The following is a 16,073-nucleotide window of genomic DNA, read 5'->3' as shown; positions in this document are numbered from 1 at the left end:
CTTATCTCATTCCGCGAAGGTACAACTCCAACGACCTTTCAGCCGGCCAGCCTCAAACGTGCCGGACTTCCCATCTGCCGCGACGACCACCGTCCCTTCGCCGGCAAACATTTGCGGCTCATCGGAACGGCCAAGCCCGACCTCAAAACTGGCTGGCGACGGTTGATTGGGCTTCACGCCGCCGGAAGCCGAGAGGGTAAAGACGCCGACCGGCGAGGGCGGGTCTTCACCGGGTCGCGCGATGAATGAGACGATAAACGGATCGGCTGCTGGATCGAATGAGCACATCGCAAAGCCGGCAATCGAGACGATGTTAAGACTTTCGAGCGTGGTCACGCCAGCCATATTCGCCGGCTCTTCGATCACGACTTCCATCCCGATCAGCGTACCAGATTGAGGGGCAGGCTGATTGGCCGCATCATCCGCTGGCGGCGGCGTAAACGCCACCAGCCGATCGGTCAGCAACTGGCCGATTGCGATCACTTCTTCACGGCTGAGTTTATAGCCGTCTAGGGTGACGCTCCAGCCATTCACCACGGCATACAGCGAGAATTCACCATCGCTCTCCACAATCGCTGCGCTCTCGCCAATGTCTATTTGCTCGACGGTTTTGCCTGAGTCTTGATTGAATTGGATTAACTTAGCAAAGGCTTCGGTGCCGGGATTCCGCAGATCAATGCCGAGATTGGCGTTGCTCTGATCTTGGTCGTTGAACACGTAGGCGCAGGTGGCAAAGAAGCGATCTTTCCCCGGAAACACCTCCCACAACGGCACGCCGGTAATGGCTGCCAGCTCATCAGGGTTGAAGACAGCGCACGGTTCTGCCGCGCGCGGGTCGAACTGACCGGCAGTCACGGGTACGGTGGTAGACGCGGGCGCTTGGGTAGAGGCAGGAGCCGGCGCGCTGGTGGGCGCGGGCGCTTGGGTAGAGGCAGGAGCCGGCACGCTGGTGGGCGCGTTGGTGGTAGGCGTCCCGCCGCCACAAGCGGAAAGCAGCAACAAGACAACGAGCACAAGGAGCGTTGGTCGCATACGAGCACCTCTGAGAACGTGACTGCTGATACAAAAAGCGCCCAGCCTGCAAGCGTGGCCCGGGCATACGTAGTGTAGCAGGCGAGCGTCCTCAAAACGTCCTCAGCGGTAAGCTCCTCTGGCCTCACCGCCGCAGGCGCAGAGGATGCGGTTTAGTTCAAAACCCTCTGCACCCTTTGCGTTCTCTGCGGCTTTGCGTGTTCACCCCCTCTGCACCCTTTGCGTTCTCTGCGGCTTTGCGTGTTCACCCCCTCTGCGCTCTCTGCGTTCTTTGCGCCTTTGCGGTAAGCATCTCTGCGCCTTTGCCCCCTCTGCGTCTCTGCGATAAGAACAACGGCCTACAACCCCGCCCGCCGCTTCCGCGGCGCAACCGCTCGTTCCGGCGCGTGCGGCTTCAAACTCCTGAGGCAATCCGCGCGCAACCGGCCTGCCTCGGCCAAACCGAGCGAGATCGCCAGCGGAGCAAAGGATTCGCGCGCAATGTTCTGCACTTCGGCCAACGCAGCCTGCGCGCGGCTAGCCTCGCCCAACCGCAAGCAAATGTCGCTCAGTAAGAGCAAGCTTTCGCCAAGCAACGGCATATCAGGGCAGGCGCGGGCCAGCATCACCGCCTGCTCGGCTGCCGGCACCGCTTGCGCCGCTTGGCCGCTCGCCAACCAACCGTTGGCCCGCGCCAACGCTACCAGCGCCTGCGCCGGCAATTCGCCGGCCTGCGCGGCCTCCGCGCCGAGCGCATCAAGTTCGGCCCAAAGATTGCTATGCGGTGCCATCGCCATCCGCCGGCCCAGATACCGCGTCCGCGCCGTCAAGACAAACGACGGCACATTACTCGCTTGCGCGGCGCGCCAAGCCCGCTCATACAGTGCGAGCGCCAGTTCGGATTGATTGAGCAATTCCCCAATTTGCCCTGCCAACAGGCAAGCGATGTATACCACCGGATGACTCTGGGCAGCCTCAGCCTGCGTCGCCAATTGCGCCAACGACCACGCCGGCGTCCGGCCTTGGGCCAAATCAACGAAGGTCAAGTAGCTCTGCATTAAGAGCACGCCATATTGGCTCTTAACCTGCGTCGCGATATGCAAGCCGTTCGTGAAATCACGCTGGGCCGCTTCATGTTCGCCAATACGCAGATACACCCAACCGCGACCGGCATACTTGCCCCACATCCCCGGCTTGTACGACTCGCCGGCAACTTCCAGCGAGCGCGTATACACCTGCTCGGCCTCATCGTACCGCCCGCAATTCAGCAACATCTGGCCGATCATCGTCAACGCCGCCGCTTCTAACCGGCGCAAACCGCTGCGTTGCGCGATCGCGACCGTCTGATCGAGCACATCACGGGCCTGCCGGTACTCTTGGGCAAAGACCAGCGCCGTGCCGAGATGGTTCAAGCTTTGCGCGGTTTGGGCCATCACCCCCGGCCCGTGCTCATCGTCAGGCCGGATATGTTCAATGCTAGCGCACGCTTGGCGCAGATCGGCAATCGCTTCCTCCATCTGACCCAACATCAAGGCGCTGACGCCACGAATATTGCGCGCGCGCACCAGATTGATCGTGTCGTTGAGCGATGTTGCCAGCGCCAGCGCCTGCGTCGCCGCAGCATAGGCCTCGCCAGCCCGATCGCGAGTGTAGAGGGCATACGCCTGCATAACCAGCGCCTGCACATAGAGCGCCGGGAACTCACGGCTGGCCGCCACCGCCTGCGCGAGCAGAGCGAAGGCTGGCGCCGAATCACCCTGATACAGCGCCACCACCCCGCGTTGCATCGCGGCCCGCGCCTGCAATTCACGCTCGGCGCGGCTCGCGCCAGTGAGCAACGCTTCGGCGTGGGCAATCGCCTCGCTTGCCAGCGCAAATGCCGCCAGATCGGTACTCTCGCGAGCGTGATCGAGCCAGCAACGGGCAGCGTGCAACCGGTAGCCGGCTTGCTCGTAATGATAGGCAATCCGCGCCGCATAGCCACTCTGACCGGTATAGACCGCTGCTAACGCGCGGGCGGCCTGCTCGTGCAAGAGCGACATACGATCGGCGGGAATATCGCTCACGATCAGATCGTATATCAGGTGGTGCGGAAAAGCGTAGTCGTCAGCGCCGTGGATCACCGTATCCACTAACAAGTGGCGCGCGCTCAACTCATCGAGCGCCGCAGCATACTTGGCCGGCGACCACGCAAGCATCCGTTGCAAGACCGCATCGGCGCAGGAAAAACCCAAGATGGCCGCCGCTTCCAACATTTGGCGGTTGTGCTCGCCGATCGCGCGTAACCGCAACGTGAGGATATCGCGCAAACTGGTCAAACCACTCTTGGTCACGTGGCGCATTTCACCCAATGCCGCCGCCGCTTCATGTAAGAGGAGCGGCAACCCGCCCGCATACCGCTGGATATCGGCCAGCGTGACCGCACTAAGCGATTGCCGATCCAGAATCCGGGTCAAAAAACGATCCGTTTCCTCCGCTGTGAATGGCTGTACGGTGACATCATGCGCGCATTGCTGGCGGCGCAGACTCCGCTTCAGCGCCAGCAATGCCGGTGTAATCGCGCCCGACCGGTGCGTCACAATGATCAAGAGCGGCAACGAACGGCACACTGCAGCCACTTCATTCAGCGCGTCCAGCGAAGCTTGGTCGATCCAGTGCGCATCTTCAATCAGCAACAGCAGTGGTTGGGTAGCGGCCAACGCTTGCAACGCTTGCCGGATTGCTAACCGCAGCGCAGCGGCATCGGGCTGGTCAGGCGCGATCAAGCCGGGCCGCAATAGCGCCAGTTCGGGCGCTAGCGGGACTAATCGCGCCAGCCAATCGGCATTCGCTGCCGCCTGTGCCAAACTAGTGGCAGCGGCGGTCAAGACCTGCCGCCACGGTAGATATGCCTGCTGCTCGCCGATACTGCGGGCCGGTTGGCAATACCCCCGCAGCACCTGCCATGCGGGAACGGTAGCCATCCCGTTCGAGCGGTGGATCGCCTCTTGCACCAGCGCCGTCTTGCCCACACCTGCCGGCCCAGAGACAAAGACGATCCGGCTCTGCCCTTGCCCGGTATGGTGCATCAGTTCGAGCAACTGCCGAAGCGGCTCATCACGCCCGATAAACAGCGCCGGCGATTGGCGGGCAGGTTCCGGCAGTTTCAACCGGTGATGGAGCAGATCATGATACAGAGCCGTCGTTTCCGGGGCCGGTTGAGCATCCAACTCGCGCTGTAACTCTTCGACTAGCGTGCGATACAGATCGAGCGCCGCCGCGCGCTGGCCAGACGAGGCCGCCGCCGTCATTGCCCACCGCACCACCTCTTCATCCCACGGATCGAGCGCCAGCAACCGGTGCGCCCATGCTCCGGCCCGCTGCCAATCACCACGATCGAGCCAGACGCGCGCCAGCGTTTTGAGCAAGAGCAGATAGCGCCGGTGCAAGGCTGCGCGCCAGGAGAGGATCTCGTCATCGCTATCAACGCCGGGGGCCAATTCACCGCCGTACAGCGCCGCTGCCGCCTCCATCTCCGCCACCGTCGTCCACTCCTGCTCGAAGGCAGTGACATCGAGATAGCAATTGGGCGGCGCATTCCAGACAATTGCTTGCGTCGAAACCTCCAACCATGGCCGCGCCGCCGGCGGCAACAACTCACGCAAGAGGTACAGATGCCGGCGCAGATTCGCCAACGCCTCAGCCGGTTCAGCGTCGGGCCAGAGGATAAAGGCTAGTTGCTTGCGGCCACACGGTTGGCGCGGGCGCAAAACCAAACGAACTAACAACCGGCGCAGACTCTCACGGTGCGGAAAGGTAGTGCGGTCTGATCCCGTCTCAAACCGAATATCACCGAGCAGCACAATGCGAACGGAGAGGGTCACTGACGCCATCGATGCTCTCCGAGGCGCGGAACGGATAGGCGATGCTTGGTATTATAGCTTGCCTCACCGCGAGATGCGAGTCAACGCCGCGACGTATGGAGCGACATCCGTCCGTCTCCACAACACAGAGGAAGCAACCGTACAGGAGAGCCGGACGGCTGTCCGGCTCCGCAAAGGCACCAAGCACGCAGAGGGCGCAAAGAGATGTGGGATGGCGATCATCCTCTGCGCCCTCAGCGCCTTCTGCGGTAAAAAACGCACCCCTCTTCCGCCGTCAGGTGGGGGAGTGAGCTCCGCAAAGGGTGCAAAGCCGTAAAGGGTTTAACGCAAAGACGCAGAGGACGCAGAGGGATGGGGAGTTGGGGACAAACGCGAGCATACGTTCAGCCCTCTCTGTTATTCTCTGCGCCCTCCGCAGTAAACGTATCGCACCCCCAACGGGGTAGCCGGCCTACCTTAGCCTGCTGCAGCAATGCCTTGAATACCGCCTTCAGTCATCTTGTAGACATCGAGCAGCTCGTCCACCTGTTCGGCAGTGAGCAGGCCCTTCTCGACCACCACCTCTTTGATCGTCTTGCCGGTAGCCATGGCCTCTTTCGCCACCGCCGCACCGTTCAGGTAGCCGATCACCGGATTGAGCGCCGTGACCAAAATCGCATTCTTGGCCAGCCAGCCCGCCGCCTTCTCGCGATTGGCGGTAATTCCGACCACGCACTTGGTGGTAAAGGCGTTGATCGCGCCAATCAGCACATGCATCATCTCAAACAGATTATGCGCGATAATCGGCATCATCACATTCAACTCAAGCTGGCCGGCCTGCGCCGCCAGCGCCACCGTCAGATCACAACCCTGCACGTGGTAACAAGCCATATTCAGCATTTCGGCCAGCACGGGGTTGACCTTGCCCGGCATGATCGACGACCCCGGCTGCACGGCGGGCAAGCGGATCTCATCGAGACCGGTGGCCGGGCCTGACGAGAGCAGGCGGAAGTCGTTGGCAATGCGACCCAGCGTAATGCAGAGAGTGCGCAGGCTGGCCGAAAAGTCGGCTGGGTCAGCCATGCTCTGCATCGACTCGAACAAATTCCCCGACGAACGCAACTCTTGGCCGGTTAGCCCACTCAATTTGGCTACCATCCGCGCATGGTATTCGGGGTGCGCATTGAGACCGGTGCCGGTAGCGGTGCCACCGATCCCCAACCGGCGCAAGCGATCGGCAGCAGTCGCGATCCGTTCCATATCGTTGCGCACCGCCTTCGCATAGGCACCAAACTCTTGGCCGAGCCGAACCGGAACGGCGTCTTGCAGGTGTGTGCGACCCGACTTCACCACATCATCGAACTCAACCGCCTTCGCCTCGAGTGCGCTGGCCAAACCCTCAAGCACTGCCATCAATTCAGGCAACCGCCACAAACACCCCAACCGGATCGCGGTCGGAATGGTGTCGTTGGTTGATTGGGCCATGTTCACGTGATCGTTCGGGCTGACCGGCTTCTTGGGGTCGTCAAGGCTGTAGCCCAAAATCTGGTTCGCGCGGTTGGCCAACACCTCGTTGACGTTCATGTTGTGCGAAGTACCGGCGCCGGCCTGAAACGGATCGACCACGAACTGGTCGGCGTGCTGGCCGGACAGCACTTCCTCGGCGGCTTGAATGATCGCATTGGCGATCTGCGGATCGAGCAGACCCAAATCGCGATTGACCTCAGCCGCCGCCCGCTTGATCATCGTCTGCGCCCATACAAAAGCCGGGTAGGGGCGCATCCCGCTCACCGGGAAGTTCAATACGGCTCGTTGCGTCTGCGCGCCATACAGCGCATCAGCGGGCACCTGCATCTCGCCTAACGAATCGCGTTCAATGCGGTAACGCTCAGCCATGAGTTCAGCTCCTTTCATGCGGCAGGGGCGCTCGTTGCGCCCTGTTCGGCATGGGGCGGATCACATCACATCGCGATTGTATCATAGCCGCGCCCACCTGTATGATACGGGTTGTTCAATCATCACCAGCTTCCGCTTTGATATGTTCCCCAACCCCATGAGGACTCACGTCAGACAGCACATCTAAGCGCAGATGCTGTCGATAGCTTTGGATGCACCGTTTTACCCTCACCCCCAGCCCCTCTCCCGCGCTAGTGGAAGAGGGGAGCGCACAGTTCAGCGTCGAGGCATCGCACAGCGACAACGGTTTGGACAGACCAAAGGTGCTGTCCGCCCCTCACCCCCCCTACGTCCTCAGCGCCCTCTGCGGTAAACTACTCGCCCCCTCCCCATAAACAAGATGGGGAGATGTTGTGTACCACTCCCGCCGTGCCGTTCCCTCCCATCCAGCAGATCCCCCTCTCCCACCTGACGGTGGGAGAGGGGTTGGGGGGTGAGGGCGCCCGCTCCCTCCCCCAGCGGGGCAGGGTTGGGGTGGGGGCATGATCTCCCTGCACCGGCGAGCCGGACAACCGTCCGGCTTTCCATTCATTCCCTTCGCTTCCTCTGCGCCTTTGCGTTTATATCCCTGCGTCTTTGCGTTTCCCCCTTTGCGCCTTTGCGCCTCTATAAGCCGGACAGCCGTCCGGCTGTTAAAAATCCCTTACAGTTTGATGAATCCGTGTTCGTAACCCGCCGCTGATATGCTATAATCAGGCTAAACCACCGCGCCATCGGGCGCGATTTATGTCGATATAACACCAAAAAAACGACACCGCAAGCTTCCATTCAGACAAATGTTTCAGGTTTAGATCGCCTGTTTGCCCTTGATCACACTTGTCAAGTGTAAAGAGTTTTTTGACGCGAGCACACCATGCGCGACTTTGTTCACCTGCATGTCCATTCCGAATACAGCCTGCTCGATGGCTACGCCACCACCAAAGGCATCGCTCAGCGCGCCGCCGATTTGGGCATGGACAGCATTGCCCTCACCGACCACGGGGTGTTGTACGGCGCGATGGAGTTTTACGAGGCAGCCAAGAAAGCCGGCATCCGCCCGATTCTCGGCGTCGAAGCCTATATGGCCCCCGGTTCGCTCAGCGACCCCATGACCAAAGGGGCCAAGAACTATTTCCACCTCCTGCTGCTGGCCCAAAATGAGACTGGCTACCGCAATCTGGTCAAGCTCACCACCCGCGCCCACCTTGAAGGCATGGGTAAAGGCGTCTTTGCCCGCCCCCGCATCGACCGCAATCTGCTTGAAGCGCACCACGAGGGCCTGATCGTCACGTCGGCCTGTCTGGCCGGCGAGGTGTTGCACTATCTCAAGAGCGGCGATCGCCGCACCGCTGTCGAGACAGCGGCCTATTACCGCGATCTACTCGGCCCCGACCGCTACTATATCGAGCTGCAACTGCACGATAATACGCCCGAACTCGAACCGCTCAACGATGAACTGGTGCGGATCGCCCGCGAACTCGGCATTCCCCTTGTCGCCACCAGCGATGCCCATTTCGTTCGCCCCGAAGATAAGGCCACCCAGCATAAGGTGATGGCGATGGGCATGAATATGACCTTCGCCGAGTTCTGCGCCCGCGAATACGCGATGGACGAAACCTACCACATTATGTCGGGCGAAGAGATGTGGGCGCGCTTTAAGCGGTACGGGACTGAGCCATTGGAAAATACCCGCCGCATCGCCGATATGGCCCGGCTCAAGCTGGAGTTTGGCCGCGTCCAGTTGCCGGTCTTCGAGTTGCCGGAAGGGCACGATGCCGCCTCGTACCTGCGCCTTGTCTGCGAAGAGGGCTTGATGCGCCGCTTTAACGGCCAACCGCCCGAAGAGTACATGCGCCGGTTGGAGTATGAGCTGGACGTGATCAATAAGACCGGCTTCCCCGATTATATGTTGATCGTGTGGGATTACGTCAAGTTCGCCCGTTCGCGCGGCATCCCCTGCCTGCCCCGCGGTTCGGCTGGCGCGTCGCTTGTGCTCTACGCTCTCGGTATTACCGATGTCGATCCGGTCAAGAATAAGCTGCTCTTCGAGCGGTTTCTCTCACCCGAACGGCTCGAAATGCCCGACATCGACACCGATTTCGCCGATTCGCGCCGCCACGAGATTCTCGATTACATTGCCCAGAAGTATGGCCGCGAGAATGTGGCCCAGATTATCACCTACGGCACCCTCGGCGCCAAGGCGGCTATCCGCGATATGGGTCGCGTGCTTGGTCTCGATCCCGGCGAGGTTGACCGGGTGGCGAAACTGATTCCGTCGCTGCCGGTGGGCACGACGATCGCGCAGGCACTGGAGCGGGTGCCTGAATTGAAGCAGGTCTACGAGACCCAGCCCCACTTGCGCGAGTTGATTATCGAAGCGCAGAAGGTCGAGGGCCGTATGCGCTCGGTCGGCACCCATGCCTGTGGCGTAGTGGTCAGCCGCACCCCGCTCGAAGAGCTTGTGCCGCTCCAACGCACCACCAAAGACGAGCATGCGCTGATGGCGGCGTTTGAGGGGCCGACGCTGGCCAAGATGGGTCTGCTCAAGATGGATATTCTCGGTCTCACCAATTTGTCGGTGGTGGCCGAGGCGCTGAAGTATATTGAGCAGACGACCGGTCGCCGGATGTGGCTCGATGAGATTCCGCTCGATGATCCGAAGGTGTTTGAGGCGTTGGGCCGCGGCGAGACCAAGAATGTGTTCCAACTGGAATCAGCGGGGATGACCCGCTACCTCATGCAGTTGAAACCGACCCGCGTTGAAGACCTCTACGCGATGGTCGCGCTCTATCGACCCGGACCGCTGGAGCAGATTCCGGTCTATATCCAGAATAAGAATAATCCCTCCCAAATCCGCTATCTCCACCCGGTGCTTGAGCCGATTTTGTCCGACACCTACGGCGTGATCGTCTACCAAGAGCAGATTATGCAACTGCTCCAGACGGTGGCCGATTATACACTCGGCCAAGCCTATATCGTGATTAAGGCCATTAGCAAGAAGAACAAGGAGTTGATGGCCGAGAACGAGGCGATTTTTAAGCAGGGCTGCCAGCGGAAGGGAATCAGTAAAGAGATTGCCGATCAACTGTGGGAGCTGATCTTACCTTTCGCCGGCTATTCGTTCAACCGGCCCCACGCTACCCTCTACGGCCTGCTCAGCTATCAGACGGCGTGGCTCAAGGTGAATTATCCGGTTGAGTATATGACCGCAGTACTCACCGGTGCCGGTGGGGTGATTGAAGACGTGACCAAGGCTGCCCTCGAGGCGCGCCGGCTGGGGGTGGCGGTGCTGCCGCCCGATGTTAACCGTTCGCGGAAGGGCTTTACGATCGAGCCGCTGGCGCCGCCGCTGCCCCCCGGCATGACCCACAACCGTGGCATTCGCTTCGGTCTGATGGCAATCAAGAACGTCGGCGAAGGGCCGGTCGAGGCGATTATCGCTGCCCGCGAGGCCGGCGGCCCGTTCCAATCGCTCGAAGACCTCTGCGCCCGCGTCGATCGCCACGCCCTCAATAAACGCACGCTGGAAAGTTTGATCAAAGCCGGCGCACTCGACTCGCTGCCCGGCACCCGTCGCCAAAAACTGGCCATCCTCGATCAGGCGGTAAACGCAGGCGTTGAAGCGCAAAAGGCGCGCGAAATCGGCCAGAGCAGCCTGTTCGATATCTTCGGCGAGATCAGCAACAGCGGCCCGACCGTGGCCCGCATCCCGATGCACCTCATTCCCGAGACTCCCGCCGAGCAGAAAGAGGTGTTGCTATGGGAGAAAGAGCTGCTGGGGCTGAATATTTCGGACGATCCGATCGCCAAAGCGCTGGAAGGGATTGACCTCAGCGGCGCTACTGAGCTTGGCTCAATCAACGAAGAGCTGATCGGCGAGACACTGACCTTCGTCGGCGTGCTGAGCGGCGTACGCCGGATTGCGACCAAGAAGGGTGATTCGATGCTGGTGGCGATGCTCGAAGACCTCACCGGCAGCATCGAGATCGTGGCCTTCCCCAAGGTGCTGGCGAAGTCCGCCGATCTGTTGCAGAACGATGCGGTGGTGCGGGTGACGGCAAAAGTCGATAATCGACGCGATACACCGCAGTTGGTGGTTGAGAGTGTGGAAGCGCCGAGCACGATTGATATCGCCGCTGGCGCGCAACCGGTCGAGATGGATCTGGACGGGATGAGTGAGGAGCTAATCAGCGACACGGTGATCGAGCTGCCGGCGCCTGCACCCACCGCGCAACCGGCGCCAGCACTGGCTGCTGCTCCTGCCAGCGCTCCTGCTGCTGCCGTGCCTGCCGCTACCCCGCCGCCGGCTAAGCCGCCAGCCGTGCGCCCGCGCCAGCCGGTCAAGCTGGTCAGCAACGGCAATGGCAATGGGCATAGCAACGGCAACGGCCACGGGAAGACAACCGAGCCAGCCCGCGCCGATGGCCCGCCGGTGCGCAATCTGCGCATCTACTTGCCGCGCAGCAACGACTTCGACGCCGACGTTGCCTTGATGCAGCACATTCACAGCCTGCTCAGCGCCAGCCACGGCCACGATCAGGTCACGTTGTACCTGCCCAACGGCGTTGGTATGGTCGTGCTGCAATCGCAACAAACCATCGAACTGTCAGACGCGCTGCTCAACGAATTGCGTCAGCTCCTCGGCCACGAGCGGGTCCTGGCGGCATAAGTAAGTAAAGCCGCACGCCCGTGCGGCTCAAGGCGTAGCGGTGGCAAAGGCGCAGCGATCGCAAACGCAAAGATGCAAAGGACGCAGAGATGTTAGGGTTGACACATCCTCTGCGCCCTCTGCGGTAAAACCATCACCCCCTGCGGCCTCTGCGCCCCCGGCGGTAACGTGATCGCGGCTATCTGGCCCCCACCACAAACTCACCCACAAACGTCTGCTGCGAATGGTGGCTATACAACACCAGCGTATACGTTCCCGCCGGCACGTCGCGCAGCGATAGCGTCCCGCTCACCCGGCCATCGCCATCGGCCCGCATCGTTGTCACCGTCACCGGCGGCGCGCCATCCGGCGGGTTATACCAAATCCCCACCGACTCGCCGGGAGCAAACCCGGCGGCGGCATAGGTTAACGCTTGCCCGGCCACCGTCATATCAAGCGCGCGCCAGTAGGTCAATTCCGGGCCGGGGCCGATGGTAGTGCGCGGCACATTACTCTGCCCTCGCCCCAATTCGGTCACGCCATCGCGGTACGCCAAGTGGGCCAACCGGCCAATCGCAACCCCATGCAGCGCATCATCTCGCACCCGGAAACGGATCGTCATCCTCACCAGATCGCGGTTAGCCGCCAGCGGGCCGGTACGGATCGTGATCAACCCCGGTTGCACCTCGCTCACCCACACCCCGGCCCGGCTCGGCGTCGCATCGAGCAAGATCAACGTATCCTCATCAAACGGCAGCTCGATCATCGCATCAAATACCGGCCCACGGCCATAATTCTCCACCACCAGCTCCAGCGCCACCACCTCGCCGGGTCGCACCACATCATCCACCCGCTGCGCCAACACAAGGCGGGCAGGCCGCACCCCGCGCGCCAGATCCACCGTGTACTGCACATCATCGATCAGCCACGTATCGCGCGTGCCGTTCACCTCAATCGTCGCGATGGTCTGGTTCGGCGGCGCGGTCAGCGTCACCTGATCAAGCTGACCGGTAAAGATATTCGGTTCAACCACCACCGTCCCCAACACGATGCCGCCAGCAGCAAATGCCGTGAAGGTGAGCGGGTCTGAGGTTGATACTGCTGCACTAAATGAAATCACACCCTCTGGCAGTGTAATCTCGCCAGTACCGGAACCACTCACCCGCGCAAAGCCGTTGCCGTTTACCGCAAAAGCGCAGGCACCGCCAAAGTCTGGGCATGAGTCTGGGAAAGATGCATTGTAGCGCCCGCTGCGCACATCAGCGAAGCGCCAGCCAACTTGGAACACCAGCCCGCCGTAGGCGTCGATCGATTGATTATCAGGAAACCCTTCAAAATCGAGGGTAAACGTTCGCTGCGATTGGGCAGCCGCCGCCGATACCGAAAGCAGCGACCAAACGATCAATACGATAGCAAGATAACGGCGCATGCAACCCTCCCTCGCAGCGGCAGCGGTTGCCTTCTATTATACGAGGCAGCGGTGGATGCATGGATGGCAAATTTGTCAGGAACGAGACGCAAGAGATAACGGTTTTGCGAGTAATGCGCTGCCCGCTAAGACTAGCGCTTGGCTGGCCGCCGAGCAAGCTACGACGACACTGATCGTCTCCCAATCTCGTCGTTTAGAGCGCGCGTCCAAATGCATATGGGTCAACATCTCGCCAAGACCCCATCCCAACATCCTTCTCACTGTGACGGAAATCCAAGCGATTGATCAGCTTAGATGCTATGCTGCCTCAAGAATGGTGACAAAAAATTGTTAGAAAATTTTAATTTTAGGATATTGAAAACAATACCTTTATGATATACGCTAAGAACCATTCAACACCGTGTCTAGTGTATTCGGAAAGAGATCAGTAATGATTGAGCAGCGCACCAAATCTCTCTGGTCATTCTACCTTGAGGTGGACGGGTTAGAATTCTCCAACCAACAGAAAGCTCGAGAACGTTTCGATCAAATTCTGGCCGAAGGTCTCGGCCATTACACCGGCCCACCCGATCTGTGGCACAACACCGCAATGACCGCGGGACGGGTCCAACATCATCAAGCCCAGCTCGCTGTTGTTGAAGAAGGGTTACGCGAGTGGCCAAATAACGTTGATCTCTTGTGCGATGCGCTCCAATATCGCTACTCGAGCCACTTCGATCAAGAACAAGCGCAGCGGCTGTGGCAAACGCTTGCCAGCATGCCACGCGAACAGACTGGACCATACTGGCGGTTTTGGACATATGGCGCAATTTATCACGCAACGACACTGAATGATCCAGCCACGGCGCTGCAGTTGCTTGATGATGGCCTGCTTTTCGTCAAGCGCGACGGGTTAATGGATATCTTGCGCACCTACCGCCGCGTCTTAATCGACTCGGTGCCGTTGCGCAAGCTTGACAGCATTGACCAGCTCGCCGCATACCATCAAGAGGCCTTAGACATCCTTGAGTCGCGCTACCAGATGGGCATCCAGCTTGGCATTGAGAATGCCTATGTCTTGGCGCAAGATTTGGCCCGGTTGTATCAGGAACGCGCTGGCGTCGCAGCAGACGAATCCTCCCCAAAAGAGAATGATGCCTACCTCCGTAAGGCGCTAGAATACCTTGACCTCGCCGAAAAACTCTATACCGGCGATCCCAATCATCAGGTGTGGAGCATTTATGTGCAGCGCGTTCGCATCCTAATGGCCCAACACAAATACGGTGAAGCGCTCAAGATCTTACGCAGCTTGCCGGAGCGTATGCGCGAGGGTGATCCATCACTGGCCACAATGTATAAACTTGCGGCGTACATGACCGGCGAGCCTATCGAGCCACTAGCGGATCGGAGAGCAACCGTTGCTGGTCAAGCAGCGGAGAAGACCGAAAAAGAACATCTCGAAGAGGCCCTTCAGCTCATCTTTGCTAATGAGGGGAGCCTATTGTTCGAAATCGCCAAGGATAATCCCGCGGTCGCTCACATCTTACGGCGAATTGTGCGCGCCTTGGACATGGAGAAGCGATGATGAAAAACCGGTATATTGTGCAGCGCCCTTTTCTCCGCTTCGATCACCGCATCACCGATATCGATCATTTGGTTGACGATCTCCGCCGGCACAGCCTTGCCAATATCATCGCCAATGACATTCTGAGTGAACGTCCGCCTAGCGTGATCGGGGTATACGGTACGTGGGGATCGGGCAAGTCATACTTGCTCAGCCAAGTGATTCGCGAGTTGTTGGAGCGCAACCGGAAAGGCGGCAAACAACAGGCGATTGTCTGCGCCTTTAACCCGTGGCAATACGAGATGGAGCAGAATCTGGCGGCGGGCCTGATTAAAACCCTCGCCAATATCGAAAGCCAGTTCCCAGAGCAGGAAAAGGGGTATCAATTACATAACCCATCCCTTGGCGGCAAAACCACCCATCGCTTGATTGCTTCGTATCTAATCGACCTCCTGATCGAGGTTTCCCCGCTTGTGGTTCCGGGTGGTGGTGTTGCGGCAGCGGCAGGCAAGGCGATTCGCTCAGCAACGACCACATTTCAACAGACCAAAGATCAACGCGCGCAACCCCTGCTGATCGATGAGGTGAAGGGTAAGATGGCCGAGTTGGTCGAGGCCATCCTGGATAGCGCGTACGAAGCTGATGCAACGAAGCAGAAACAATACCGGCTAGTTATCTTCATCGACGATCTTGACCGCTGTTCGCCCGAGCAGATGGTGCGCATGTTCGAGTGGCTAAAGGTGCATATGCTGGTGGAAGGATGCACCTACGTGCTGGGGCTTGACCACATCGCCGCTGCCCGAGCTATTGTTGGCCGGTACCGCGAATACTTAGGCGAAGACCAAGATCTTGCTTATGGGTTGCGCTATCTGGAAAAGTTGATCGAGGTGGAGTACGAATTAGGCATTGCGCGCGACGTCGAGCAGATGGCTATCCGGCAAGTGTATTATCCGCATAAAGTGCCGTACCGCAGAGTCAGTGAAATGGCCCAACAGTTACGTGGCGGCGACTTCCCCGGCGTGAATCAAATTGATCAATTACTGTCACTGCGCTCGCTGCTCGTGCCACGCACTATGCTCAAGATTGTGAATCGGTTTAAGCGGGTGATGGAATTTCTCAGGGAACATCCACTGACAAACCAATTGCCTGAGTCGTATCCGTTCTGGGTATTGTTCTTGATTGCTATGTACTACCGGCTCAACCCGGATCATCTTGATGATTTCGTGCGCGGACGCGGCACGATTTATGAACTGATGAAGAATCCGGGATCGGTGCAATCAAATAAATGGGAAACCGGCCCATTTCGCGAATTTTGCCAGTATGCCGATCGTATCGGTGCATCGGCTGGGACAAGTTTACAAATACTTCGGGTAGAACATCTCCTTATCTTATCGTCGATTGTCCGCGAAAGCACTTTTGACGGTCAGTTGTGAACGATCAGCAATAGCTCTTGGCGTATTACAGCACCCATATGCTCTGGCAGGATTAAGCACATGGGCGCCGATGCTTTCAGCACTGCATATCCATCTACTATCCTGAAAATTTCCCATTCCCTCCCACCCAGCGGAATGCTATAGTAGCAGTACGATCTGTCTGCCGGCAGTGCAACCTCATCTGCAGATAGTACGTACATGCATTCAAGCCATCAGGCGACGCGAATCACAT

General features: G+C 59.4%; 7 protein-coding genes. 3 read left to right on the top strand and 4 right to left on the bottom strand.

Features of this window, described 5'->3' with window-relative positions; genetic code table 11:
* Window positions 1–6: 6 nt before the first annotated feature.
* From U9R61_RS19380 to U9R61_RS19370, 3 genes are all read right to left on the bottom strand, one after another.
* Complete coding sequence (locus tag U9R61_RS19380) at window positions 7–1,032, bottom strand: hypothetical protein (RefSeq protein WP_322490455.1); 1,026 nt, start codon at window positions 1,030–1,032, stop codon at window positions 7–9.
* Window positions 1,033–1,370: 338 nt separating this feature from the next.
* Window positions 1,371–4,883 (bottom strand): ATP-binding protein, encoded by a 3,513-nt coding sequence (locus U9R61_RS19375; RefSeq protein ID WP_322490454.1) that lies wholly within the window; start codon window positions 4,881–4,883, stop codon window positions 1,371–1,373.
* Between the two features lie 447 nt (window positions 4,884–5,330).
* Window positions 5,331–6,749: an aspartate ammonia-lyase gene (locus U9R61_RS19370; RefSeq protein WP_322490453.1), complete on the bottom strand. Its 1,419-nt coding sequence runs from the start codon at window positions 6,747–6,749 to the stop codon at window positions 5,331–5,333.
* Window positions 6,750–7,662: 913 nt separating this feature from the next.
* On the opposite strand from U9R61_RS19370, the gene dnaE reads away from it, so the two are divergent.
* A complete protein-coding gene (gene dnaE / locus U9R61_RS19365; protein ID WP_322490452.1) occupies window positions 7,663–11,457 on the top strand; it encodes a DNA polymerase III subunit alpha in 3,795 nt (1,264 codons plus the stop codon).
* A 178-nt stretch (window positions 11,458–11,635) separates the two neighbouring features.
* Here dnaE and U9R61_RS19360 read toward each other — a convergent pair whose 3' ends face one another.
* Window positions 11,636–12,865: a hypothetical protein gene (locus U9R61_RS19360; protein WP_322490451.1), complete on the bottom strand. Its 1,230-nt coding sequence runs from the start codon at window positions 12,863–12,865 to the stop codon at window positions 11,636–11,638.
* Window positions 12,866–13,295: 430 nt separating this feature from the next.
* On the opposite strand from U9R61_RS19360, the gene U9R61_RS19355 reads away from it, so the two are divergent.
* On the top strand, window positions 13,296–14,429 hold the full coding sequence (locus U9R61_RS19355; RefSeq protein WP_322490450.1) for a hypothetical protein: 1,134 nt from the start codon (window positions 13,296–13,298) through the stop codon (window positions 14,427–14,429).
* A complete protein-coding gene (locus U9R61_RS19350) occupies window positions 14,429–15,841 on the top strand; it encodes a KAP family P-loop NTPase fold protein (protein ID WP_322490449.1) in 1,413 nt (470 codons plus the stop codon). The genes U9R61_RS19355 and U9R61_RS19350 overlap by 1 nt, the downstream gene beginning before the upstream one ends.
* Window positions 15,842–16,073 lie beyond the last annotated feature (232 nt).

Source organism: Chloroflexus sp. (assembly GCF_034431535.1).
Lineage (GTDB): Bacteria > Chloroflexota > Chloroflexia > Chloroflexales > Chloroflexaceae > Chloroflexus.
The sequence above is the reverse complement of the archived record's forward strand: the minus strand, read 5'-3'. Positions and strand labels throughout refer to the sequence as shown.

What these genes read in the sequence shown, in the direction of transcription:
- U9R61_RS19380 (WP_322490455.1), bottom strand. Translation starts at nt 1,032, where the DNA reads ATGCGACCAACGCTCCTTGTGCTCGTTGTCTTGTTGCTGCTTTCCGCT.
- U9R61_RS19375 (WP_322490454.1), bottom strand. Translation starts at nt 4,883, where the DNA reads ATGGCGTCAGTGACCCTCTCCGTTCGCATTGTGCTGCTCGGTGATATT.
- U9R61_RS19370 (WP_322490453.1), bottom strand. Translation starts at nt 6,749, where the DNA reads ATGGCTGAGCGTTACCGCATTGAACGCGATTCGTTAGGCGAGATGCAG.
- dnaE (WP_322490452.1), top strand. Translation starts at nt 7,663, where the DNA reads ATGCGCGACTTTGTTCACCTGCATGTCCATTCCGAATACAGCCTGCTC.
- U9R61_RS19360 (WP_322490451.1), bottom strand. Translation starts at nt 12,865, where the DNA reads ATGCGCCGTTATCTTGCTATCGTATTGATCGTTTGGTCGCTGCTTTCG.
- U9R61_RS19355 (WP_322490450.1), top strand. Translation starts at nt 13,296, where the DNA reads ATGATTGAGCAGCGCACCAAATCTCTCTGGTCATTCTACCTTGAGGTG.
- U9R61_RS19350 (WP_322490449.1), top strand. Translation starts at nt 14,429, where the DNA reads ATGAAAAACCGGTATATTGTGCAGCGCCCTTTTCTCCGCTTCGATCAC.